Source organism: Acidobacteriota bacterium (assembly GCA_034211275.1).
Lineage (GTDB): Bacteria > Acidobacteriota > Thermoanaerobaculia > Multivoradales > JAHZIX01 > JAGQSE01.
Genome location: JAXHTF010000006.1, coordinates 42815 through 68326, shown reverse-complemented (window position 1 = coordinate 68326; position 25512 = coordinate 42815). Strand labels below are relative to the sequence as shown.

Genomic DNA, 25512 nt, shown 5'->3' with positions numbered 1-25512 from the left:
TCCCACTCGGTGATCAACTTGTCTTGTTCGGAAAAAGAATTGGGGCCACCTTCACTGCCTTCGTAATAGACTTCCCCTCTATCACTCTAGGACCAATTCGGTCGCTGAATCTCAGCAAAGATAAAGCGCCTGCGATCCTCCCTAAAACTCTTACAATCGACATCAATAAGGAGAACCTGATCTAGGAGATAAAACGTCCCCTAGCGAACCTGCAAGGTCTCTAATAGAGGCTGCCGCACCACCGGTAAGCTGTCCCAGTTCCGCTCTAAATAATTATGATCAATTGTGTCAAGTGCGTTACCTAGCATCACAGGATCACCGAACCAAGGCTCTGCAAAACCCATCTCCCAAGCCTGCTTAGCCTCTTCAGGGGAAAGTATGGTAGCCGGTAGATCTCCAGACCAAAAGGCCCCCGCAGGAGCCAAGTAGAACTCATCATATTTCCTCCCGAGAAGATCTACGTACAAGAAATTAAGCACAACTCTCACGTCAATATTGAATACCCCTCTCTCCCAGAGGGAAGATCTTATCTTCTCGACTTTCGCCGTTCTATTGCGAGAATTCACCTCCTTCATAAAAGCGCAGAAAGTACCAAGTAACCCCCGACCGGCCCCCGTCAGCTGCCTCGACTGAAGATAGTACATAGGAACATAACGTACTTCTTCATTAGGCCTATCATTTCGACTCACCAATAGAAAGCTATGCTGCATTACATTGAGACCTTCGAGAGGCCCAGAATCGTTCCAAAACTCGACACAGTCGTAGTCTCCGAAAGGACAGACTTCTCCACTCTTACACTCTGATCTGTATCTTAACCTGATCTTCGGCTTGATCTGAGCCTCAGCCAGAGCGAGCTGCCTATTCGCAAGCTCACCCTGCTCATCCGCAAGCTGCACCTGGCGCTCAACCAGAAGATTCTGCTCCCGGGCGAGATTAATCGCAAGAGAAGAGACTATGACCGACATAACAGCAAAAGCCACGCTAGAAAGGAGCTGGATAGCGGGTATCCCGCCCCGATGCCTCTCAGCCCATCGCGCGTAGGAAAGCCATCCTCTCTTGGGTAGCTTGATGAACCCCATGAACAAACGAGATAGCCAGCCCAGAGAAACCCTCAACACCCTCCAAATCGTTTTCAATAATCACCTCCCACCGATATCAGAAATTTCTCTTCCTATTCCCACAATACCCCCCAAGACAGATCATCTTGCTCCAGAATAATCCAACAAGGAAGGATCTCTTGCTAGCCATTGCGCCGAGCCTTGCTGCCAAATTGATTCAGAACCATCGTCTCACCACCCAGCACGCGAAGGCACCCGCTCATCCTCTCAGCCAGGCGCATTCTCATCCGAGCCCAGAACCAGGAGATCACGCAACGAGATCGCCAAGCCTACTCTTCAGCCTCGCCCTAAGTAACTCTGCCCCAAAAGCCGGCTCCGTATCCGGCCAGAATCCACCAAACAGGTCAGCAGAGCCTCTCCCAGGATCGATCTCGGCGCTTCTCTCCCAGTGCTGGGAAAGCAACCTGTACAACGAGCTACCATTCCTACTCGCCACTTCCACTGCTAGCTCGAAGGCTCCGATTCCGACAATGCAAAATTGAAAAGGAAACCCCTGAAGTTGGTGCTCAGGATTCATGGCAATCAACATACGAATCAGCTCGCTCATCATCATGACCGAGTCGTTCATAACCACAACACAAATCGGGGAGTTCGACCGCGCGGAATCTAGAGCATCTTGGGCATCAGCATACTCTGGGATGCCACTCAATAAAGCCTCAAATTTCACCGGCAGGCCTTGTAGAGCAGAGTAGGCGACCTTCAGGTTGTCATCAAGAAGATCATCAGACATAACAAACCTCGTTCTCGCCCCAATCCTCTTTCCTTTCGACTCCACAAGTATTAGACCTTCCGCCTGAGCATCAACAATAGTGACATCAGGTCCCCGGAGTTCCTGCTTTCCATAGGCTCGCTCTTCCACCAGCGTGTATCCTGGAAGACGGGCCGAGAGTAGCTTTAGAAGATAAGCCTCTTGAGTCGCCCCGTTCGCGTGCCAGAAATTGTCACCTAGAAGCTCAACCAGGGTGAACTCGACATTGGGAACGAAACTTTTCAAAAGAAACCGGACATTCGGCACGATATAGGTTCCATCGGCCCTCCTAACAAGCGGAAAGCGATCAAGCACGCTCAAATCTCGGCTGTAGTGAGGTGACTGACCCACAGAATAATCCTTCTGCAGCGAGCGAAGCTCCTCAACAGACCGACTGAAGAGAGAAAGATAGGAATCAACCAAGCCTTCCTTATCGCGAAGCATTTCCCGGAGACGACGGGGATTTATCACCAATAGATCGCTGAATCCCCCAGCCTCCAGAGCCGTCATCAGCTGATCAAGTGCTTGCCTTTTCTCATATTGGCTGCAAAAAGCCTCGTGCGGTATGACGGGAAGTGTGCGAGAAAGATTCGCGTAGGCATCCCTATACACCTGAAATATTGCCAAGCAGACCAGACTCAGTTCCGATATCTCAGCACCAAGAACTTCAGGAATCCTATGAGCTACCTCCAAGACGCGCTGTCGTTCTCGACTAGGAAGTAGGCTCTGGTTCTCAAGAGGCAGGAGCTCCCATTTAGCAATTAGTCGACCTGCTGCATTCCAGAAAACCCCCTCCTGGTCAGCAGTCTGATTGCTACCTAGCCTGCACATAGATCGATGGAACTCAAAAGCCGCCGCCGGAGTCCCCTTCGCCTTTTCTGCGCTCTTGAAAACCTCTGGATCATTTTGGACATCAACTAGCAAGTTAAGGAGATCTCGCACCTCTTCCATATGGAGTATTTTATCCACATCATCTCTGGCCCCGGACTTCAGCACAAGATCAACAAGAGCCCTAGTCTTGGCGAAATTGACATAAAGGGCATTGGCACCCTCAGCAAGTGTTGGCCCAAATAGATCATGACAGGAAATGAGGGCACAGAACTTCCAGAGCCAATCTAGGTCGCATGCCTTCAATAGAAATAAGGCTTGCCTCGTAGCTGACTTGGCCCCCTTGAACTGTCTCTCTCTCTTTCGTCTCACTCTTTTCACAGAGCTACCCTGTCACTCCTGCTCAGGACCTATCTTTCTCGTAGTGCCTCATTGTTTTCAAGCCTGAACAAGAATATACCATCAGTAAGCCGTATTTCGGGGCTCTCACGAGTTTGGCACCTCTAGTGAACGACAACCGGATGCTTCAACACCTCCTTCTGAAGGTGCCTCACCGAAGCGGACAGGTACACCGTAGTCGTCTTGATATCCGCGTGCCCCAGCAGCTTCGAGAGGCTGAACAGGTCGCAGCCGCCTTCCAGCATCAGCGTGGCATAGGTGTGCCGGAGCATGTGGGGCGCGAAGTAGATGCCGCTGGCATCTCGGAGCTTCTTCACCAAGCGACGGATTGCCTCGTTGCCGACACCACCTAGGGCCGTAGCTCCGACGAAGAAGTACGGAAGCTGCTGATATCTCGGACTGCGGCGGTGCTTCAGGTACTCGCGCAGGACCAAGGCCAGCTGGGGCGGGATGGCGACCATCCGATCCTTGGCCCCCTTTCCCTCCCTCACCGCGAGGATCCCGTTCTCTAGATCGACGTCACGGAGCTCCAGCTCGCGGAGCTCTCTCTTGCGGATGCCGGTGTAAATGAAGGTCGCCAGAATTGCGTAGGCACGGGCACCTTCGAACTCTGTCTGGAAGGAAAAGTTCCGGGCGAAGCGCAGAAGCTGCTCAGCCTGCTCCCGCGACAGGGACCGCGGAATCTTCTTCGGGATAGAGGGCAGGCTAATTCCCTCCAGCGGATTCGACTCCAGATGCCCCCGGCTCACCAACCACTTGGCGAACAGGATCATGTACTTGATGCGGCCCCGGCTGGTCACCGGTGACCACTGGCACTGCGTCGTCCCGGTCATGATCCAGGACTCCACCTTCGCCAGCGTCACATCGGCGAGGGCCGCTGCGCCGGTGTACTTGACGAAGCTATTGAGGGTGTCGCGGTACCCGCGGACCGTGTAGGGCGACTGGCGCTTCATGACCAGGCAGTGCTGGCAGAAAGCTTCGTGCCAGGTGCGCAATTCAGAGGGCATGGGAAGAGGGGTTAGAGTGACCTCATGACTCGGTCATGTGGTCACCGGGGCCCTGATCTCTTCCCTTGAATCGCCCGGAAAGCCGCTGTTGGAGGGGATTTTGGTCGGGGAGACAGGACTTGAACCTGCGACCACACGACCCCCAGCCAGAACGGACCTGGGCGAAGCCACGAATCAGTAGGCTGGATGCGGGTTTCCGGTGATTTTTGAAAGTGAAGCTCGGCTGGACTTGTGACCACAAGACTCGCCTTGAGTACCTGTAAGGTAGCTTCTCCTCCACCCGCGCGTCAACCAGAAATGCCGGCTCGATGTTGATTTTCTCAAGGCTACCATCTTCTAGCACCTAAGATGCCCTTTTCGGATGCCATCTTCTTGCATTATGATTCCACCTAGTCATGATCAAGCAATTTCTCCGAATTCAAGCACCGGCCCTATTCCAAGATTTCAGTTGGCCTCCTGGCCTCGATGATTTCAGCCGCTACAACCTTATCTACGGATGGAACGGAGCCGGCAAGACCTCTCTAGTCGAGATCATGCGACAGATCGAGACTGGAACTCAGAACCCTAACAGCTCTTTTGAGGTTCAGCTTGAGAACCAGAAGATTAACAGCAGCAATGAGGCTGCGCTGGAGCAGATCCCAATCAAAGTCTTCACCAAGAGCTTCGTCGAGAAGAACGTCTTTAATCCGTCAGGAATGCCCGGGATTGTCTTTCTCGGACAGGAGAACATCGCTGATCAAAAAGAACTGGAAGAGATCTCCAGTCTGCTCAGGGAAGAGCGAAAGAAGCTGATTCAGGCCGAGAATGAAACCAAGACCGCAAACAACGCTTGGGCTAAACACCAGCAGGACACCGCAAAGGCAATCAAAGATCGGCTCCTCGGGAATCCGAGTTACCAACACTACAAGCGAAACGACTACGAACGACGAGCAGACGAACTGTCCAGTAGGCCTATGTCCGAGCTGGTCAGAACTGATGATGAACTAAAGGCGCTTGCCCATACAAAGAATCAGCAACCGCGGCCCGACCTGCACAGCGTTTCAATTCAGGATCCAAACATCTCTTCTATTGAAGAAGCGGCTTCTGAGGTTCTCAGCCGAAGCATAACCCGGCAGTCCATGGAGGCCTTGGAGAGTAATTCAGACTTGCGAAACTGGGTTGACACTGGCCTTCAGCTACATCGTGCCATCCAAGCGGAACAGTGCGGCTTCTGCGGCAACCACTTGGAAGAGGAGCGACTCAAAGCACTTGAAGACTATTTTGCTCAGGGCCACAGACAGCTCACGGAGGACATAGAAAGGCAGCTGGAAGGAATAGCAACCTCTCGCGAGACTCTGGTGAGACATACTCTTCCGACAGAGGGAGAATTGTATCAGGATCACCTTGACTCCTACCGCTCCGCAAGCGCCAAGCTCAAGGAACAAATCGAGGCATACCTTGAGAGGCTAGAGATAATCCAGGCCTGCTTGGAGGAGAAGCGAGCAAATCCTTTTTCGACGCCTGCCATTCCTCCTGCTCACACTCAGCTTGACCTGGCTTCCTCTATTGCGTCTATTAATGCAATTATCTTGAGTCACAACCAGCAGACGAAGTCGCTCCAGGACAGAGCGGATAGCGCTTGCAAAGAGATTGAAGAGCATCACATTGCAGAGGCTGGAGATGAGCGCTCACAGCTCTTGAAGGATCTACAGGCATGCAGAGAGAATGAGAAGACCTCCAGGAAGGCTATCCAGAAGCTTGAAGAGAAGGTCAAGGAGATCAAGAGCCGCGTTGATCCCCATAGCTTCTCAGCCGAACAGCTCACGAAAGACCTTAGAAGGTACTTAGGCCGAGACGAGCTAAGCTTTGAACTTTTCGGGAAAGGATACCAGATAGTTAGGTCGGGTACATCTGTAGCAACGGGTCTTAGTGAAGGTGAGCGCACCGCAATCGCTCTTCTCTATTTCCTCCAGAGTCTCCATGATCAGACCTTCCAGGTCTCGGAGGGTATTGTTGTACTAGATGACCCCGTCTCAAGCCTTGATTCGAATGCGCTCTTCAATGCCTTCAGCTTCATCCGCGCGAAGACAGTAGGGGCGAAGCAGCTTTTCATCTTGACGCACAACTTCACGTTCTTTCGACTCGTTCGCAGGTGGTTCCTGGGAGACAGGAAGAACAGCTCCCTTTACTCCCTGAAGGCTCTTCTTGATTCGAGCGGAGAGCGTAAAGCAGTTCTCCAGCCCCTGGACTACCTACTCAGAACTTTCGAATCTGAATATCACTACTTATTTTCTATAGTGCACTCGGCGGCCCAGGCTGACTCATTGCACGATCAGGAAATTTGTCATCTCCCCAATACTGCGCGCCGCCTTCTAGAGGCATTCATTAGTTTTCACAGACCCACACGCAGGTCTAGCTTCGAAAGAGCAATCGAGGAACTCTCCCATGGCGAGCCAGTTCGGGCAACTAGGATTGTAAGATTCACTCATGCATTCTCTCACAATGAAGATTTCGAGTCCTCGGCCGACCAAGATATGTCTCAGCTCTCAGAAGCTCAGCCGGTCATGGCGGATGTGATGACGCTTATTAAATCAGTAGCCCCGGCGCATTTCAAAGAAATGGAAGCCCTGCTGCGATCTGCCGCACAGTCACACAGTGATCGCTCTGGAGGCTCACAGCGATTGACGGGACTAGCTTGACCATGGTTGATTGGCGATTGCAGTCACCTGCTCAACTCTCTCAGCTTCTGGAGATAGAGCAGCTGGCTTTTCAACCAGCCAGCTCGTCAGCGGTCCGGCTTGGCGGCTGAAGCCTCCTAGCGGCTTCGTCTCAATAAATTCTCGTTTGCTCGAAACTCTCCTTGATGCTCTTCGAGGACAGCGCCACGTAGCTCTGCGTCGTCGCTACGCTGGCATGCCCCATCACCTCCTTGAGCTTGTACACGTTGAAATCCGCCTCGACGAGCTCGCGACCGAAGGTATGGCGGAGCATGTGGGGCGTGAACTTGACGCGAGCCTTGCGGGCGACGCGCTCCAGGATGGCGTAGAGGTTCTTCGCGGTGAGCGGCTTCTCGGAACGCATGCTGGAGAACAGGAACAGCGACTCCCTCTTCTGGCGCCCTTTCTCCTCCAGGTAGCCCAGCAGGATCGGCACCAGCTGGGGATGGAGCGGAATGGTCCGATCCTTCCGAGCTTTGCCGGCGCGGATCGTCATCGTCCCAGCCCGAAAACTGAGATCCGCCACCTCGAGCCGGAGGAGCTCTGCCCGGCGCACACCAGTCATAAGGAACGTCGCCACCATCGCTTCGCTGCGGCAGCGCTGGAGCTCGGTTGGCCAGGAGGCGTGGCGCGCAGCGTAGAGCACCTGACGGGCTTCCCGATGAGAGAGGCACCGCGGCAGGCTTTGAGGGAGCCGCGGCTTCTCGATGGGGGATACGGGATTCTCCGCAAGATAGCCAGCTCGGACGCACCACTCGAAGTAAGCCTTCAGGTACTGGCGATAGAGTCGGAAGGTCCGAGTGCCCCAGCCCTTCTCCATCCGTCCATGCCGCAGGAAGCTCTGGATGAGCGGCGTGGTGAGCTTGGCGAGCCGCTCTGTGCGGCTGAAGGCGGTCAGTCGACCAACGATGGTCACGATGTCGCGAACGGTCCGCGGCTGGAGGCCACGATCAGCGAGAGCGTATTGCCGGAATTCTCGATGGAGAGAAGAAGTCTTCAAGAAGGGAAAGTTAGAGAAGGCCCTCCGCACGCAGCCATTGCAGCTGCCCCAGAGAGAAGTCGCAGGGATCGGTGATCGAGGCAGGGATCTGCACGGCTCCACGGACAGGAGACTGCCAGGATTGCCCCCAGTCGAAGGAGTCGACCACGAGACCAGGATTCTCCTCCGGCGCTCGAAGGAGCAGCTCCTGAGCGGACGCCGTCCCTTGCTGGCCAGCTTCATCGCGATCCAGAAAGAAGCGCAGGCGCTCGACACCAACTTCTTCAGCTAACGTCGCCAGCAGCTCGGCTTGGCGCTCGCTCAGCCGACTGCCGAATAAGGCCACGACGTTCTTGATCCCCGCGGCGTAGAGCTTGGCAACATCGAAGCAGCCCTCGACCACCAGGACATGGCCGGTCTCCGCCGCTTGAGCCCGCGCTTCCGGATTCAAGACCGCGAGATCCACGTTGTAGAGCTCCAAACTCTTGCGGAACCCACCGTATGTCCACCACTTGCCGTCCTGCTCCGCCTGCTCGACGCTGGTAGCGCGTCCCATATGCCCCACGATCACCGGCACCAGGTCGCCGGCGTCGTTCGACCGGAGCGAGCGAATCTGGAAGACCAGCCGCTGGTTCATCGGATCGGGCTTACCACTCTTCCGCGGCGGACGCTCCAAGTACCCAGCACCGAGAATCTCTAACGTCTGCGCAGGAATCCCACGCTCTTCGAAGCTGGGATGCACGGGCGCGAGCTGCGACCTAAGATCCTGCCGGATCGGTGGATTCTCACGGACTTCCTCCTCCGGCTCACTCTCAGCAGCCGCGACTTCCTCGCGCACTCCTTCGACAATGCGACTCACACCATGATCTAGGAGCCAACGTCCGGCGTCGTAGCAGCTCATCCCTGGATGCAGCCGCTGCAAAAGCTCGATTGGCCCACCACCCTGACCGGTAGCGTGGCAGTACCAGCCCCGGGCGTTCATGTGGAACGACGCAGTGTTCTCCTGCGGCCGGAAGGGGCTCTTGCCCCACCAATCCGAGCCTTTGGACTTCTTCGGATCCTTTTGGATCTGGAGGGCGCTGAAGAGGTCACGCCAGTGGGTGTTTTGGCGGAGAGTGGTAAGATCTTTGGGAAGGAGGTTTATATTTAGAGGCATTACAATTCAGGGAAAGAGGCGAACCCCACTTTGCCCTAGTCTCGCTGACTAGTCGAATCAGGAGCCTATTCCTTTGGCTACCGGGCAGCCTCAGTTTCCTGCTACCGGAGAGTCAGTTGAGTCTTCCAGGAAGTATTCCGAAAGAACCTCATGAAGAAACTCATCCCCACACGCACACAGTGGAATAAATGGCATTTGCCTTCCAAAGCCACTTATATTGGATGCATTGCAGGAGTGCTCGGCCCGGCGATCTCTTTGGTCTTGTTTCTCACTGGATCCTGCCCCAATGACTCAGCAAGAAATAGTAGAATGGGCAAGGCAAACTTCGACAAATTGGATGAGGCTTCCGGACCACAAGACAGGGATCTCCGAATATCCTACCTTCGCCTAGATGGCCTACTGCTTCTTGATCGCGCCCTGAAGGGCTATGCATTCTCCGAGAAGGAGGGTTTTCTATTCGAACCATACTGGTTAAAAAATGACATTTTCAAGGATCTAGAAGAGGTCATCAGGTACACCATCAAGGGCGCAACTAAGATGCGCGGAGGCATTAGTGCTCATGCGCCAGAGCATCGGCTACCATATGACGCCATGAATGTTTTCATGGGAAATAAAGGAGAGGAAGAATTCTTTAAAGATATACCAGGAGTCGTCGACAGGGACGAATGGCGACGCTTGCGAGAACCCCTATTCGGATCTTTGAGGCCCCTTAGAGCAGGCCCTCTAATCAAGAACGTAGAGGCATCAACTCTTGAGAAACGCCTGCTTGATAGCCCCTACTGGACTATTGCCCCAGATGATCGCGCCCAGATTCTCAAGCAGCCCCTTAGACCCTTCGACTTCTATTTTCTTGGCACCCTAAGCCCAGAAGAAGCAACTCAATACCTTAACGACCCTCTTACCCGCGCTCTCTTGTCAGTGGATTCCCCGCCAAAAGATCTTTTTCTGGCTCGCTTCTCAGAGAGCTGGGGCACTTACTCGGGGCATATACTCCAGCGCGAGGTCTCCCTGCTTTCTCTAGATATAGAAAACGTGAGCGATCAGCCAGTGGCAATTGAGCGACTTCTGTCAAGATCTATATCAAGAAAGGCATTCACGCTAACAAGCCCAGAAGAACAAACCGACGCCTTCGAGGCAAGCGACCCTGATCCCCAGAAAGTACCCTTGGAAGAGCTGCTCCCAGGAGAACACCTTCTCGTGCCCCTCCAAATCGAGTTCAGACTAGGATCGAATGGTAGATATGGAGATCGGGGTGCAGAGAACATACTCTTGGAGCGGGATCTCCCACAGAGATGGTGGGCTGAGTACCCAGGCGACGCAGTTGGGATACAGTTTCTACTCGGAATCGATCAAAACCGAGAGGCCATCCTCAAGTCTCGAGAAGTCTCGAAGGAGCTACTGGACCAGAAGGCCTTCTTCAAGAACATCACGGACAGCTACATTCTAGGGTCCTCCTGGCGCGTTGACCATATAGTAGCAAGCTTTGGAAAAGCCCGCTCTTCTCTTTCTGTCCGTCGCTTCGACCCAACCAATGTCCTTGTTCGGGGAGGCTTTGCAAAAGGTTCCTGCCCGATCCTCTATGCCACCAAGAACGCAAAAAGAGTTCGGTTGCGACCAGTTTTCCCAGAGGCTGTAACCCGGACGTTTCAGATGACGGACTCAATCACCCTCCCACTGGGAGTAACGGAATTCACTCTCTCAGAAGAAGAAGATGAAGTCTCCTTCTTGGATTATCTAGCAATCTGCACTGACTGCTCTCAGCCAACCGACTCCGCAGTTCCCCTATCCGAACTCAGTGAGTTACACCGTATCGACGGCCACTACCTCACTCTCCGAAAGGGAGAGGAAGTCACCTTCCAAGTACCCAAGGACTTAGCCCTGCCCGAGGATGGAAAAAGCGGGCACACACTGCTCATATCAGGATACTATATTCCTTATAACCTCATGCCTGACATCAAACCTCAATAGCAGTGACTATACTGCGTCAAAGCGCGTCCAAACGTGCCGCAAAAGCCCACCGACGACCGCAGAGCTTTGGCATCCCTCAAGCGCCCCCATTAGCCAATGGTAGATGAAAATACAAGGATGGGATCTTCCAATTCCTCGCTTACAGTACCTACACAAAGCTCAGCCAAAAACAACACATAGGCTTCTAATCAGAGGAATCAGAGTCAAGTGCCACAATCCTAAGAATCATTACAGTTGGCCCCAGAACGCCATTCAATACAGCCTCGATCCAAGACCTACGGAGGTAAAGAAAAATCTTTACCTTCAAAGGAGGGTCCTCACCTCCTTCTAGACCAGACAGTCGAAGAATTAGCAGCCTCGCCATACCTACCAAGGCCAGTCCAACGAGCAACGTGAGGCTCAAGGGTGGGGTCGAAGTGAGCACTCCAGCCTCAGCTAGTACCGATAAGAGTACGCAGTCGAAGAGTGCAAAGCCAACCCCGACCCCATGGGAAAACAGGCCTACGGAGTCAAAGGGATCCCGTAGCGCGGTGCGGAAGGAGCTGATGAGTGCCGTGCCTGGTAAGCACACCGGCAAGAGTAGAAGGAGTGCTACCGAGACTCGAAGCGCAAACTTGCCAAGGGGTATAAAAACATACTTTGCCAAGAATTTTGAAATTGGGGCCAGAATGGTCTCTACTAGCCATCTAACTGGCGTCAGAAGCCAGATCACGACATCCCTAAGACCGTTCTCCCAAAGCCATATCAGTGGCGTCGCAAGCCACTGCAGCACTGGCCCAACTATGTGCTCAAGTATCCAGACTACAGGAACTAGAATCACTCCGAGAACGACGAACAGGAAGAGTAAAATTCTCAAGGCCAACCAGCCCAAGGCGCCTGCCACAGCAGTCGCGGGCACGGCCAGGAACCCCAGAGCCAAACCCTGGAGAAAAGACGACTTACACCCACTTTTACTCGGAGCAGACAACCACGTAGAGAATACAAGAGCCGCCAGTATCAGTAGAAAGCCCGTGTACCCTACCTCAGTAGCGGCGAGTAGGTCTGGCTCCCAAAGAAAATCTAGCTTTTGAAGCCGCAACGACGGAGGCACCCAATGCTGCAGCAGCGGCCCAAACTGATTCAGTATAAGAACAACACCAAGTAACCCACTAAATGCAATGAGGATCCCCAATTTTGCAAAGCTAAGACCTTGACTCATATTGGATCCCATATGAGCCATTAGAAGTAGGGCTACTAAGAGAGCGGCAATGTTGAGCCAGGTGCCTGAGAACGGCTCTCCATTCACAACCGCTTCTTCGGATCCAAGTTGCTGAGACGGGGGGTCAGAAGGAGAAGTATAAGCACCGTGCACCCAACCAGAAGCTTGACCTTCCACCGTCAGAACTTCTAGCCATTCTCCTTGCGCCCCGGTAACCTCTAGAACACGGCCTGGCTCCAGGGTCTCAATAACTCTGCACCCGTCTACACTTGGACATACGCGCAGGTTGAGACGGCTTGTAGGGACAACGAAATCTGTCTCACTCGCTTGAAGACCTGTCCCATGGATCGAAAAGAGCCCGAGCAGGAAAAGAACCTGAGCCAAGAGGCTTCGACCTGGCACAATCATCACTTCGGTCCTTAGATATGTCCATAATTCCGCTCGCTCGCCGCTACAACCGCAGCCTCGGCGTGCAAGACTCGCCTGAGTTACGGACCCGAGCACTTTCAAAGTGCTGCTAAGACCTTAGCAGTCCTGCGAACAGGACGTAGCAGGCGCAAAATAGGCACGTAGCTCGCTATTTAGACCAATTACGCTATAGTTTCATGGTCTGCGAGCAGGCGCAAGGACTTAATACCTCAGGTGAAGCTACATCTTGGGGGCGACCCGCCTAACAGAGCCATTGAGTTCCCAGCACCAAACAGTCAGGACATCTTCCGTTCGGGCCACCCCAATGATAATCGGCAATATATGGAGCGAACTGCAGTATTGGCCAAAAGGCCGCCTCGTGACGCGTCAATACTTTCAAGAGTCTCATTTCTTGGACGAGGCAAGCCTGAGAGCAGCAACACTGGAGATGAGCCTAGCAACCAGCCTCCTACCAAAGGGATTACTCTAGGAAGGATTTAGATGTTGACGGAACTCCAAGCCCTCTCAGACTGGGTCGGATGGCCTCCTGTCGTAGCACTGCTGCTGCTAGCCGGATCGGCTGTAATCTTTCTTCTAAAACATAGGATAGAAGCCCTTCGGAATCAGCTTGCAGGCTTGGCTAGCAAATCAACTTCAGTGGCAGATCTAGACACGGAAGCATTGATTCAGATCACATCTCCTCGACCAGGCGAAAAGGTACATCGCTCTTTCCGAGTCCACGGGACTTTTCAGCACCTCCCTAAAGACCTCCAGCTTTGGGTATGTACCGTAGAAGGAGACGGCAGTCAGCGAATCTACTGGCCACAGCAGCCCGCGGCGAGCATCAGTCGCCAGACGAAATCTTGGCGAGCTCAAGTGAACTGGCTCGAAGGCAAGCCCGGCGAGACTAAGGAAATCGCAATTTGTATTGTCGGCCCAAACGGGGAGACCTTGTTCGAATACTATGTTCGAGCCGGACTTCAGAGCGAATCGTGGCCTGGGATTTTGCATCTCCCGGGCGATATATCTGAATGCGCGACACAGCAGGTGATCATAGATAGCGAGAGGACGACCTGATCTCTCGGCAAAGAAGAGAGGTTCACCTATAGCGGGCTTTTAGATGACTCCGTAGAAACCAGGCAATAGGTAAGTTGGGGGCACAGCCGCGCGACCGGGCAAGCCAGGAACCGCACATGGTGCGCCCGGCTTCGCGGTGGCCCCTCCGCTTGCAAGGCTCGGGAGGGGGCAAGATTGCAATTCGGCTTCCGGACAGAGTCCGCTGCCAATTGCCCGGCCGCAGGGCGCCCTAATCTTGCGAGGGGGACGGCCCCCTCGACCCCCGGCGCGGTGCAGCCAGAAAGTCTGGATTTTTAACAAATCCTTAATACTTCGGGGCGTAGACTGATCTCTGCGGCTTCGTGCTCCCGGAGAGTCAGCGCCGGCAAGGCAACAGCAGTACTGGCGTGTCGCCCTTGAGCGCTCTGCGCGCAGGCGCGTGACCACGGACGGCCTTTCCTTCGAGGAAGAACCCCCCGAGTTCATGGTCTCGGCTGCCGAATCCACCGGTTTTGCGGTCATCAGGGGATACGGTGCTGGCATTGCCCTTTCACCCCCTTCCCCATGGCCTTGCACGGCACCTACACGCACCGCGTCACCTGCAACCTTTACCCCCACCAGCACGAGCTGCTGCTCACCACCGCCCGGAGCTTCGGCGCAAAGCTCGCGCCCTTCCTACGGGATGCGGCCATCGCCTACTGCCAGCGACGCACGATGCTGCCGGACTCTCTCCAGAAGCACCTGGGGCAGATGATCCAGGAGATTCGTCGCGTCGGCACCAACCTCAACCAGATGGCGGCGCATGCCAACTCCTTCCAGCGGGTCACCCACCAAGACCTGCGCAACGCTGGCAAGCTCGTGCTCACGCTGGAGCGCGTGGTCGGCGTGCTCCAGAAGACCCTCGAGGAACTTCCCAGCGATAGCCAGGCTCATGATCATCAAGTCGATGGCGCGTAAGAGCATCAGCTTCGGCCAGCTGCTGAGCTACATCGACCGGCCCCAAGAAGCCAGCACTCCACTCCTCCACAACTTCGGAGGACACGGTTCACCCGAAGCGATCCGGCGGGAGTTCCTGCACAACGCCCATCTCCTGCCACCGCGCAAGAACGGGAACGTGCTCTACCACGAGGTGCTGAGCTTTGCACCGGGGGATCGAGATCAGCTCGCCCCTGAGGATCTGACAGACCTGACCCGCCGGTACCTGGAGCTGCGGGCTCCGTACGCCCTGGCCTACGGTCGCGCTCACTTCGATGCGGACAACCCGCACGTTCACCTGGTGATCTCCGCCAACAACGTCGGCAGCTCGCAGCGCCTGCGGTTGTCGAGACGAGAGTTCCGCCAGGTACAACAGCAGCTGGAGCAGTACCAGAAGCAGCGCTATCCGCAGCTGAGCCACTCCCTGGCGCAAGGACCCCGTTCGCGAAGCAAGCAACACGAGACGCGGGCAGAACAAGAGCGTCGCCGGCGTGGAGAGCGAGCGCCCAGTCGCAAGCAAGTCCTATGTGAACTGATCCAGCAGGAGCTCAGCCGGTCATGGTCGGGCGCCGAGTGCTACCAGCGCCTCCTTCAGCAGGGCCTCCGCCTCTACCAGCGGGGCAAGACCATCGGCGTCGAGGATCTGCGCAGTGGTCGACGCTATCGGCTGACGACGCTGGGGCTCGCCGAGACCTTTGAGCGCGCGCGTCAGGCCTGGCGGCTTGCGCCGGAGCTTCCCAATTCCTCGCTCGACCGCTCCCGTGCGCCTCCAGCCAAAAAGCCCCAATCTCGCGACCGGGAGCGCTGATTCTCTCCCGTTCTTCTTACCCTCTCACCCTTCCTCACATGTCCCTCGCTTCTCTCGACTCCCACCATCCTCATCTCAGCGCAGCTGCCAACGAAGCTATCGACACAGCCTGCGCCCGCCAGCTCGAACTCATCGAATACCGCCTCCGTCACGATCCCCGCGCCACGCTCGAAGAGTGCCGCGAAGCCCTGGAAGACTGGGCGCTCGACGAGTGCCTGGTCATCGACCTCGACCTCGACGAGCAGCTCACCATTCTGGAGGAATACGGCGACGACTACGGCCTGGACCTCAACGGCCTCACTCTCGACAACCTCCGCACTCGCATCGAGTCCCTCAGCGCCCTGGTGATCAGCTACCTGGGCGAAGCACGTGCCCGGAGCGCCCTCCAAGTAGTTGAAGATCTCCTCGACGATCTCGATCTTCCTTTGAGCGCTCTTCTCCCCGACAACCCGTACTCCAGCTTCGCGCACCACGCCGAACGGGATGAGCCGCCGTGGCAGGTGTATGAGTATCGGCAGGTCGAAGGCGAGCTGGATGTGGATCTGTATGAGTTGACAGTGGCGGGAGTGAGGCTCTGGGTGCGCAAGGAGCTCCACTCTGAAGAGAAATGACGCCTGCTGCGGTACAGAGAGAAACTCTTGAGCCTCGGATCGGAAGCCCTTCAATACGAGCTCCAGACCCACCCGATGCTCAAGATCATCACTCTCTCAAAGCGCCACCCTTGCCACAGTCACCTTTCAGAATCTTTTGTGTTACGATCCCTTCACTAACTAGCGACATCACTGTGCCATCGGCTTCAGCACGAGTGGCGAATATCCACTTATTGGAATATCTAAGCGAGTAGCGCCCAATGCCCAAGCAAGAAGATCGAGCAGCTTCGAAAGCAGAGATTGACCAGCTCACCTTCTTAGCTGGCCTCGCGATGGCCGGACTCCTAGCCAGAGAAGTAGAACCCGGAACCTATTTAGATGGACCGGAGTGCGTAGCGCAACGGGCACTTGCTCAGGCAAAGTCCCTCGCCAAGCTCCTTAACGCCCAGGAAAGAAAATAACCTTGACAATCAGAGAGTCGCTTCCGTACTCTAAGCTCTTCGCTATTTTACCCAAATGAAATATGTCAACATCGGAACTCCCCGAGGCTGTCGCCCCGGGCCCACAGGAGCACAACGCCCTTCCCCTGCTCGCGCACCCTGCACACAATGCGCTAGAGGAACTTGATCGCCTCACCTACCTGCGGGATCAGCTTCAGTTGCTTCTAGAGCAAGTATCAGAACGTCGCCAAGAGGTTCGCAGACTCTTGGAATCCACTCCTGAGCCCGTCCAAGTATGGAGCGACAAACACATTGCTCTGTCTTTGTTCAAGACTGGACTTTTTGATCGTCAGGGCCTTGCTCAGATCTCATGCAAGCTCGAGTTTCACCCTCCTCTAAGCGCCGAAACTCTTTACTGGACAGGCTTCACTGAAGAGCAGCTACTCCACAGCAAGAACTTTGAACTTGTCGGCACCCTACTCGAGAAGCTTGTACCCCATCTCAGTGAAAGTAGAAGTGAAGATGAGCCGGCACTTTCGACCAGTATGCAAGCAGCACTACCAGCGCTCAGATCTATCTATAACGCCATCAAGGAGACGAATAATCTAAGAGAACGGTACTACAAAGGTGAAAAACTGGAGGTTCTCCGTGAACTAGATGCGTCAGAGAAACACCGACTTCTCCTGAATATTCTTGACTTAAAAAGCGAGAAGCTTTTCTGGGCTCGCGAAGAGCTACTCAAACTGCGAAGTAGCCTGAAAGCTCTCGGGGACTTGTCTCCAGAGGATGAGGAACTCTTAAACAGGCTTGTAGGCAAACTGATGTGCTCAAACTCAGAGTAACCTCGAAGACCGCAAAAAAGAACAGAACCCGTTAGGCAGGAGAGCTAAGGAACGATGATCTACGGTGACTTGATTAAGATCCAAGGGAACCAGCTCCTCATAGAGGATTACCTTCTTCGCCCACTCGGCATTGAGACTGGAGGCCAAGTCTACTGCCTGTATTACCCTCCTCGAAGAGACGAAAGCGGCGACATCTTAGAAGACTACAAAACCTTCCCTAACCGACACGACATAATAGTAAGCCCATTCCGCACAGAACTTTGGCCTTACTTAGTAAGGTTCAATGTCAACATGAGCCATCGCCCCGGATCTCTCCAGAGGATTACGGAGATTCTAACAAGCGAAGATGTCGGAATGAACATTCTAACTACGAACGTTGTCCGAAGCGGACATCGCTCTGCGCTCTGGAATATCATCCTAGACTGCCAGAAAGTGCGAGAAACAGCGGACGCTAGCCTCAAAACTGCCGAGAGCCGCTCAAGAGAAGCGGCAGACTACGCCAAAAATCGAATTCTTGTAGCTAACCATGAAGCAAGAAATAAGTTTTTATTTCCACCAGACAGAGACCATCCTGACCTTAAACGAGTCAGCTATCGGCACCTTCGAGACTACTACCGCTACAAGACCTACACTAGAGAAATCCAAGAGTTCGACGAGTGGGGGCACGCGAACAGCCCAGAAGAAAGGGAACGGAGAGCACGAGATAAATTTATCGAGGGTGAATGCGTAGCCCGTGGCATATCAATTACGAAGACATCTCTCTGGAGAGACATCGTACTGAATATCTGCGGCGCCCCTTGCTACAACGAAACGATCTATGCCCTTGCATCAATAGATATTCATAGCCATATTCTTCGAATTTCGATTTTACCCCCGGGGCAGCTCCACAGGTTCCGAGGCGTACAATTCTCCTATACGTTCGTCAACGAACCTGAAGGCGCTCACACCACTCGTGGATTGCTTCACGACATTACAAAATGCTTTGGAGAGATCGACATATGGAGAGTCGGCAACACAACGAAGATTCACTCTGACGAGCAAGAGCATGGATTCATGAACTTCTTCCTCGAGGCTCCTGAGGACTCCAGCCACGAAGAGTCCAGCAAACGTTTCAAAGAGCTCGCAGATTGTCTCGAGCGCGAGCGAAGTAATCCAAAGGTGAGCAAAGAGCAAACCAGAGTAGTCGGCCCTCTTCGAGTCCCCGAATGGGTTTCTAAGTTTCCACCACAGCTGTCATCTGACAGCAACCAACCAAGAGAGGAAATCGGCGCAATGAGGGGTAAATACGAAGGCGACACTTTCCACGCAAAGACGATAATCGTTTACAAAGGCGACAACATTCGAGGAGAAATCACCCTTGAGAAGGTGGAGTTCCTCTTGACTGATATCCAGGACCTAAAGACCTGGATTGGAAGATGGCATGACAGTAAGCCTAGCGAGCAGTCTAGGCAAGCGCTCACCGAGGCTAAGGGGCTCGAAGAGGAGGTCAAGAAGAAGGAGATGGACTGGAATCGAGTACAGCAGATTCTTGCTCTCCTCGGACAGCTCAAGGACACGGCAGGGGATTTTGCCGGACCGATAGCTATCGCCCTGGAACGCTTCAAAGAAATGCTCTCAAGGGCACTCTGACCGGACTGAACTCGAACGAGCCGGCCGTAGTCTAGATTTGTATCGGCCTCTCCTTCCCCGCCAACAACACCGCCTCTCCCCAACGCATCCTCCGCACCTGATCCGCCGTCATCAGCGGCACCGCCACCGTCCGAGCGCGATCACTGATCCCGCCGAAGACGGTGTCGTATTCGGTGCGCTTGCCGAGGGCGCGCTCGACATACTCAGCCGTTTCCAAGTCGAGCCCACCGTAGAAGAGCTTATTGGCGCAGCCGCCGGAGAAGATGGTGCGGGCTTCGTCGGGGCCGTAGATGGCACGGAGTTGGGACAGATCCTGGAGGATCAGGCTGATGGAGCACCGTCGCTTGCGCAGGGTGGTGATGACGCTAGCGAAGTTGTGAACGTAGCCGAGGTTCCCGAACTCATCGAGGAGGAAATAGACCGGCTCTTCCTCAGGTGCGTGCCCGCTGACCAGGCAGCGGTTGAAGCAAGCGGAGTAGAAGAGGTTGAGCAGGGGACCGAAGTAGCGGATCTGGTGCTCTGGCACGATGAGGTAGATAGCCGTGCGCTGCTGCCGAAGCGCCGCCAGGTCGATGGTGTGCTCGCTGGTGAGGGCGCAGATATCCGGATCGCTCCACAGCTCCAGCGCAGCCCGGGCGCTGGAAGTGATCGAGGCGGCCACTTTCGGATCCTGCCCGCGGAAGGCTTGGTACTCGCTCCAGACCCGCTTCTCCATCGCCAGGTACCGGGCCATGAAGCGCTCGAAGTCTTGACCCTCCGCCGCACCACACTGGTTCAAGAGATCCCGTAGATGTCCGAGCGTGTGGCGTCGACGGTCTTCGACGTTGCGGAGAGCGGTGAGCAACACGAAAAGCAGGTTAATCGCCGAGGTCGTCCAGAACGGATCGGAGGAGCGCCCCTGCGTGGCCATACCAAGCTGCGTCGCCAGCTGGCGGAGCTCTTGGGGTGATTGCCAGTACATCAGAGGATTGAAGCGGGCACTCTCCCCGAGCTTCGCCGGCTGGAGCACCTGGATCCCGAACCCGCGGGCTCGCAGCGGCTCCGCAGTGTGCTGGTGGATCTCTCCGGAGGGATCGGTCACCACCACCGAGCCCTCGACCTGCAACACGTTGGGAATCACATACCGCGTGGTCTTCCCTGATCCCGTCGGCGCCACCAGCGCCAGATTCTTGAACGAGTCCTGCCGGCTGAGCCGCTGATTCCGGCCGAGCACCAGCCCATGGTGCCGCGGATGCAGAAACCGCCGGCGCTCCCACCAGCGCATGAAGCGGGCGTCGCCGTGGATGTGCGAGCGGAAGATCCCGAAGAGCCAGCGAAAGGGAGTGCCCAGGAAACTGGCCAAGCGGAGGGGAAGGCGGAAGCGCAGAGCAAAGAGATTAGAGTGAGAGCAGACTACTCCACCATCTCAGCGAAACGAGCATATCCGGCGGCGCTCGCAGCAGTCAGACGGCGATTCAGAGAAGCTCAGACCCGGAACTCATCCAGCGACCGCCCAGCCTCCAGCTCCAGCCGCAACCAACGCGCCATGCTGCCCCGCCCGGCCCAGGTCTCTCCGGTCTCGGGATGGCGGTACTTCGGCTTCGCGGCCTTCGATTTCGGCGGCGGCGACTTGCGCTTGCGCCGAGGTCCCGTGACCCATGCGCGCTTGAGCAAAGACATCCAGCGCCCTCCGCGCCCCAGAATGAGGTGATCGACCAGCTTGAGCCCAACGATATCCGCCGACTGCGCCAGGCGGCGGGTGAAGGCGATGTCGGCGGCGCTGGCGGCGGGATTCCCACTGGGGTGCGTGTGGAAGATCACCACGCTGGCCGCACCCTGCAGTAGCCCTTTGCGGAGGATTGGTCCCGGTTCAACACTGGTACGGTTCTGCGTCCCGCGGAAGATCTCCGTCTCGCTGAGTAGCCGGTGGCGAGCGTCCAAATACAAAGCGCCGAGGACTTCCTGATCTCGGTACCCGTAGCGGAGGTCGAGATAGGTCGTGAGCGCCCGGGGCTTCGAAAGTGGTCTGCGTTTGGGGATGCGCCGTTCGGCAAGGCGTCTGCCCAGCTCAAGGGTCGCCGCCACGACACCAGCTTCAGCGGGCTGGAGATCTGGTCGTTCGTGCACCGCTGAATCGGCCAGAACCAGCTCGGACCAGGCGTCTGGTCCCGCCAGCAGGTGCTCAGCGACCTGCTCCGGCATCTCCGACCGGTGGCCGAGAATCACGCTCAGGAGCTCTATATCGGAAAGTGCCCGCGGGCCTGAAGTCAACAGACGATCCGAGGCTTCGCTTACCGACATCCTGTGCTTCTCCTTCCAGCAGAGTGCGCCGCTCGTCGCGACCCCATGGGCGGCTTGTCGAGCGAGGGGTCGGGGGACTGGCATCGGCGACGAAAGCGCCGTACCTAGGCATTCAGCTCTGAAAGGATATCTACCTCGGCATCCGGCATGATCGGGAACCCATAGGTAGCCATCTTCTCCTCGAAGACGCGCCGTACGTCGCCCGTCAACTGCCGCGCCTGCTCTCCGGAGAGCAGGCCCTTGGTGTAGAGCGATCCGGCGATCAGATAGCGCGTGAACTCCGGATCGTTGAGCACCGGCGGAATGGAAGCCAGCTCGATGGTCAGGGTCGCCATTGGTGGGGCCTCGGAAGATGCAGCCATAACCCTAGCGTAGACAGCCGACAGACACCGCTAAGGAAGACAACAGCCTGTCGAGGCGGAACACCCTGCCTAAGAGAATCCCCGGCTCACTCGCGTCTCCGAGCTATCCATCACCCCCACCGTCCTCGCCAAAGGGATAGAGCGTATCGAGGACTGTCGTCCCACCAGGTACAGGTGCCGCAGGATCCTCGGTCGCCTCGCGATAGGACTGTCCATCGACGACCCCGCTGGCCGCAGCGACGAGGCCGCCATCTAGAGCCGGCAGATCCGGCACCGTGTACTGACCGCTTGCATCTGTCATCGTCACCACAAGGACGCTGTCGGAGGTCACCACGACTTCGAAGTCCGGCAGTGGGGCTCCTTCCTCGTCCAGAACGGTACCCATCGCCGTAGTCAGCGGATCACCGCCGGCCTCGGGCGCGAGGGTCAGCACGCCGGCATCGGTATCGCCGATGGGATTGGGAATGACATTGGGCAGTTTCCCTCGGTAGAGCACACTGCTCAGGGTCGCTTCGGCGGAGAGATAGAAGCGGGTTCCCGGATACACCGGGAAGCGCGAGAAGACGAACTCTCCGGAGCTGTCCGTGATGGTTTCTTGGCGCTGGAAACGATCATGCACCGCCACCTGAGCATCGGGCACAGGATTCCCTGCGTCATCCTCGACCACACCTCGTAGCAGCGTGCCCGGCACTGCGTAGTACAGCGCGAGGACGCCTACGTCCACGACGCCCCCCGCTGCCGGCGAGACCGGCTCCGGCAAGCTCGCCCGCAGCTCTTCCCCATCTTGCAGCGCGACGACCGAGACCGAGAGATCTCCCTGAGCCGCAGGGACCTGCTCCACGAGAAACTCTCCGCTGCTATCGCTCATTCCGCTGACGGTCGTGCCCTCATTCGTTCGCGCAGAGACGGTGGCGCTAGCGAAGGGCTCATCTGCGAGCCCCACGACCACGCCCGTCACTGCCGTCAACGGATCGGCGACCACTGTGACCTCGTTGACCGTCGACATCGTCTCCTGCCCAGCGGTGTCGTAGGCCACTACCCAGAGCTCCAACACCGCTCCGGGCCCCGGCGTCGCGAGCGTCGCTCGGTAGTCCGGCCCGGAAAAGTCGGAGCCAACCAGGGCGCCATCCTGGTAGAAGTCCACGCGGTCGATCCCCACGGCATCACTGGCTCCTGCGAGGACATCGATCAAGGAGAAGGCGATGACTTCAGCCCCTTCCGCCGGCTCCAGTACCTGGGCCTGTGGCGGATCGTCCGGCACGACAACGAGCGAGACCGGACCCGCAGGCGCGGAGGGACCAACGTCGTCGTAGGCAAGAGCAGTGAGTTGGTAGGTACCAGGGGCGGATCCGAGATTCAGAAAGGTCTGGTAGGAGGGGCCACGATCATCGGTTCCAACCAGCGCTCCATCGACATAGAACTCCACCCGATCCACCTCGACATCGTCCGTCGCCTGGACGACCGTGGAGATCACCTCGCCCCCCTGCACCCCCAAACCGTCCTGAGGCGCCAGAATCGTGGCAACGGGTGCGCTGTTGGGCTCAATGCCGAGCTCGACTGAAGCAACCGGCGACACATTGCCCCCAGCGTCCCGGGCTTGCGCTGTCACAGTGACAGAGGCCACGCCGGCCGGAACCGGAATACGGGCGCTATACGGCGGCGCGAAGTCCTCCCGCACCGGCTGACCGTCCAGCGAGAACGTCACGGACTGCACGAAGATGTCATCGCTGGCATCCGCTGCGACCTGGACCCACTGCCGCTCCGGCACCAACGTTCCCTCGGCGGGAGCCGTCAAGGTCACCGTTGGCGGAACGCCTTCGGCGTCGAAGGGAATCAGGTAGCGACCGATATGAAGCCCTCCTGAACCGGTGGAGCCTTCATTGCCGACCAGGTACACCAACCCTCCCCCGACCGCCAGATCGACTCCGTTGTCGTCTCGCCCACTGGGCGGCCCGGAAAAGTCCACCAGGCCGGTCCACAGCGGCGCCGTCTCCCCCAAGCGGAAGACCGGCACGCCATTGACGAAGAAGTAGTCCGCAGCGAGCGCTAGCGTGCCATCCCAAGCGACAGCGGTCAGACCGAACTGATTGTTCGTGCTCCCTACGAGGGCGGGATTGGCCGGGTCGGCCAGATCGATCACGCGGAGCCCACCCGGCTTTTCGCCTGGCAGTCCGTACCGGCCACCGTCAGCCACCAGGACCTGCTCGCCCGCGAGCGCCAGCCCCACCGCACTGGAGCGACTATTCGAGCGGGTATGCGTTGAGCCGACCACCTCGGGTGCCGCTTCGTTCGCCAGATCGACCACCTGAACGCCGGCAGAGCCCGTCGCGGCAATCGCGTACTGCCCTGCAAAGAGCACATCCTCGACTTGCCCGGGCAGGCCGACCATTCCGAGAAGCACTGGGGTCACGGGGTCGCTGATATCGATAAGGGCAAGGGCTCCCGGGTCTCCCTGGAAGCCACTCCCGCCGACGAGCACTCGATGCCCCCGAACGGCCACCGACTCTGCGCTCATGTCCGGTGGCAAGAGGAAGGCAATCTGCACTGGAGCGGCCGGCACGGTCACATCGATCACGGCCAGTCCGTCCGCTGCGACATAGGCCATGCCGTCCTGCACCGCGACATCGGAAACCGCGCGGTACTCCCGGAAGGGCGGCGGGGAGGAGACATAGATGCGAGCAGCCTCGAAGGGAAGCTCAGGGTCGCTGACATCGACGATCTTGAGTCCCGGGCGCCCCATGGCAGCGTAGGCGTGAGTCCCGTCCAGGGCCACCGCCCGCGGCGTTCCACCGAGCGCCAGGAAGGAAAGAGCAATGGGCGCGAAGCTCTCCACCGTGACATCTGCCTGAGCGCTGAACCCGCTACAGGTCGCGGTGACGGTGGTGACGCCGTCCTCCCCGGCAAAAACACGCCCGGGCTCCGCCCCGAAATTGGCCACGAGCAGATCGTCCGAGGTGTAGGAGGTGCCGTAAAAGTCCGAGGTGATGTCGAGCTGGTTGCCGTCGATGAGCTGTCCGGTCACCGTCAGCTGCCGGGAGGCTTCGCCGAGAATCGTGTTGTAGATGATGGTGAAGCTGTCCGGCAGCACCGTGATGGACTCCAACGCCGCAGCGAGGTTGAAGCTCAGCCGGTCCAGCGGGTCACTCCCCGTCGCCACCTCGAGGCCGTCCGAGAGGCCGTCGCCGTCAGTATCGAAGAGGAGGGGATTGGTGCCCCAGGTCCCGACCTCGGCGCCGTCGAGCAGCTGGTCATCGTCCGTATCGCTATCGAAGGGATCGAGCCCTTGCTGGTACTCCTCCAGGGTGGAGAACCCATCCTGGTCATGGTCGAGCAACGCATCGTCGGGATTGTTGGGATCGAGCCCGTTAGCGAGCTCGAAATCATCCGGCAGCCCATCGCCATCGCTGTCCCCTGAGAGCACGACAGATAGCCGCAAGAGCCCCAGCGCTCCCTCGTTGACCGCGCTCACGAGGACCGTACCGCTGGCTGCCGCGGTGACGAGTCCATCGGGATCCACGCTTGCCACCGTCGCCATGCTGGAGCGATAGGTGGTCCCAGCGGACGCTGTACTCACGTCCACATCGCTGCCACCCGGATAGGTAGCGGTCGCGTTGAGCTGCACGGTCTGTCCAGCGGTGGTCAAGGAAGTGGTCGGTGCACTGAGCACGAGGCGCTCCGGCACCGGCTCGCTCACATCAAAGCGAATCTCCGCCACCTCGATCACCCCATCCGTTGGCACCTCGATGAACTCGGATTGGCCGGTGGAAACAACGCCATCTCGAATACAGGTCGCCCGCAGCCGCACCTTGCCCAGATTCGCCGGCACATTCGGCAAGACCCACGTCCCGTCCGCTTCCACCGGAGCCGTCCGGTTCAGAGCGCTGATGAGGCAGGAGGAGTCGAGTTCTGCACTTGCCCTTGCGGTCGCACAGAGCGCTATCAAGCCGGCAAGCACGATCCCAGTCCATCTCAGCACTGTCATTCCTCACTCCCTTCCCAAGTCCTTGCACTGGTGGTCGGAGACT

Annotated in this window: 17 protein-coding genes; 7 read left to right on the top strand and 10 right to left on the bottom strand. The window is 57.0% G+C overall.

Annotation, left to right across the window (positions count from 1 at the left end; translation table 11 throughout):
* Nucleotides 1-200: 200 nt before the first annotated feature.
* The 3 genes from SX243_02470 to SX243_02460 all read right to left on the bottom strand — a co-directional run bounded on the left by SX243_02470 (nt 201) and on the right by SX243_02460 (nt 4100).
* Nucleotides 201-1136 carry a hypothetical protein gene (locus SX243_02470; protein ID MDY7091815.1) on the bottom strand — a complete coding sequence of 312 codons (936 nt, stop codon included), beginning with the start codon at nt 1134-1136 and terminating at the stop codon, nt 201-203.
* A gap of 229 nt (nt 1137-1365) precedes the next feature.
* Nucleotides 1366-3075 (bottom strand): hypothetical protein, encoded by a 1710-nt coding sequence (locus SX243_02465; protein ID MDY7091814.1) that lies wholly within the window; start codon nt 3073-3075, stop codon nt 1366-1368.
* Between the two features lie 122 nt (nt 3076-3197).
* Entirely contained in the window at nt 3198-4100 is a 903-nt protein-coding gene (locus SX243_02460; GenBank protein ID MDY7091813.1) for a tyrosine-type recombinase/integrase, read from the bottom strand.
* A 395-nt stretch (nt 4101-4495) separates the two neighbouring features.
* Here SX243_02460 and SX243_02455 point away from each other — a divergent pair, with 395 nt between their 5' ends.
* On the top strand, nt 4496-6778 hold the full coding sequence (locus SX243_02455) for an AAA family ATPase (GenBank protein MDY7091812.1): 2283 nt from the start codon (nt 4496-4498) through the stop codon (nt 6776-6778).
* A 130-nt stretch (nt 6779-6908) separates the two neighbouring features.
* Here SX243_02455 and SX243_02450 read toward each other — a convergent pair whose 3' ends face one another.
* Nucleotides 6909-7616, bottom strand: coding sequence for a tyrosine-type recombinase/integrase (locus SX243_02450; GenBank protein ID MDY7091811.1), 708 nt, complete (start codon nt 7614-7616; stop codon nt 6909-6911).
* A gap of 190 nt (nt 7617-7806) precedes the next feature.
* On the bottom strand, nt 7807-8412 hold the full coding sequence (locus tag SX243_02445) for a toprim domain-containing protein (GenBank protein MDY7091810.1): 606 nt from the start codon (nt 8410-8412) through the stop codon (nt 7807-7809).
* A 669-nt stretch (nt 8413-9081) separates the two neighbouring features.
* Here SX243_02445 and SX243_02440 point away from each other — a divergent pair.
* Nucleotides 9082-10899 (top strand): hypothetical protein, encoded by a 1818-nt coding sequence (locus SX243_02440; protein ID MDY7091809.1) that lies wholly within the window; start codon nt 9082-9084, stop codon nt 10897-10899.
* Between the two features lie 184 nt (nt 10900-11083).
* Here the strand turns inward: SX243_02440 and SX243_02435 are convergent, their stop codons facing one another.
* The gene (locus tag SX243_02435) at nt 11084-12097 is read right to left on the bottom strand and encodes a hypothetical protein (GenBank protein ID MDY7091808.1); all 1014 of its coding nucleotides are present in this window, start codon (nt 12095-12097) and stop codon (nt 11084-11086) included.
* A gap of 2028 nt (nt 12098-14125) precedes the next feature.
* Between SX243_02435 and mobC the strand changes: the two genes are divergently transcribed.
* The 5 genes from mobC (at nt 14126) to SX243_02410 (ending at nt 18845) form a co-directional block, all read left to right on the top strand.
* Complete coding sequence (gene mobC, locus SX243_02430) at nt 14126-14518, top strand: plasmid mobilization relaxosome protein MobC (GenBank protein MDY7091807.1); 393 nt, start codon at nt 14126-14128, stop codon at nt 14516-14518.
* On the top strand, nt 14508-15344 hold the full coding sequence (locus tag SX243_02425; GenBank protein ID MDY7091806.1) for a relaxase/mobilization nuclease domain-containing protein: 837 nt from the start codon (nt 14508-14510) through the stop codon (nt 15342-15344). The genes mobC and SX243_02425 overlap by 11 nt, the downstream gene beginning before the upstream one ends.
* Before the next feature lie 38 nt (nt 15345-15382).
* Nucleotides 15383-15955 (top strand): hypothetical protein, encoded by a 573-nt coding sequence (locus SX243_02420; protein MDY7091805.1) that lies wholly within the window; start codon nt 15383-15385, stop codon nt 15953-15955.
* A 502-nt stretch (nt 15956-16457) separates the two neighbouring features.
* Nucleotides 16458-17216, top strand: a complete 759-nt coding sequence (locus tag SX243_02415; GenBank protein ID MDY7091804.1) for a hypothetical protein — start codon at nt 16458-16460, stop codon at nt 17214-17216.
* A 54-nt stretch (nt 17217-17270) separates the two neighbouring features.
* Complete coding sequence (locus SX243_02410) at nt 17271-18845, top strand: hypothetical protein (GenBank protein MDY7091803.1); 1575 nt, start codon at nt 17271-17273, stop codon at nt 18843-18845.
* Nucleotides 18846-18876: 31 nt separating this feature from the next.
* On the opposite strand, the gene SX243_02405 is transcribed toward SX243_02410, so the two are convergent.
* From SX243_02405 to SX243_02390, 4 genes are all read right to left on the bottom strand, one after another.
* Nucleotides 18877-20187: a type IV secretory system conjugative DNA transfer family protein gene (locus SX243_02405; protein MDY7091802.1), complete on the bottom strand. Its 1311-nt coding sequence runs from the start codon at nt 20185-20187 to the stop codon at nt 18877-18879.
* Between the two features lie 122 nt (nt 20188-20309).
* Entirely contained in the window at nt 20310-21050 is a 741-nt protein-coding gene (locus SX243_02400; protein ID MDY7091801.1) for a JAB domain-containing protein, read from the bottom strand.
* 179 nt (nt 21051-21229) lie between these two features.
* Nucleotides 21230-21460, bottom strand: a complete 231-nt coding sequence (locus SX243_02395; GenBank protein MDY7091800.1) for a UPF0175 family protein — start codon at nt 21458-21460, stop codon at nt 21230-21232.
* 130 nt (nt 21461-21590) lie between these two features.
* The gene (locus SX243_02390) at nt 21591-25469 is read right to left on the bottom strand and encodes an Ig-like domain-containing protein (protein ID MDY7091799.1); all 3879 of its coding nucleotides are present in this window, start codon (nt 25467-25469) and stop codon (nt 21591-21593) included.
* Nucleotides 25470-25512 lie beyond the last annotated feature (43 nt).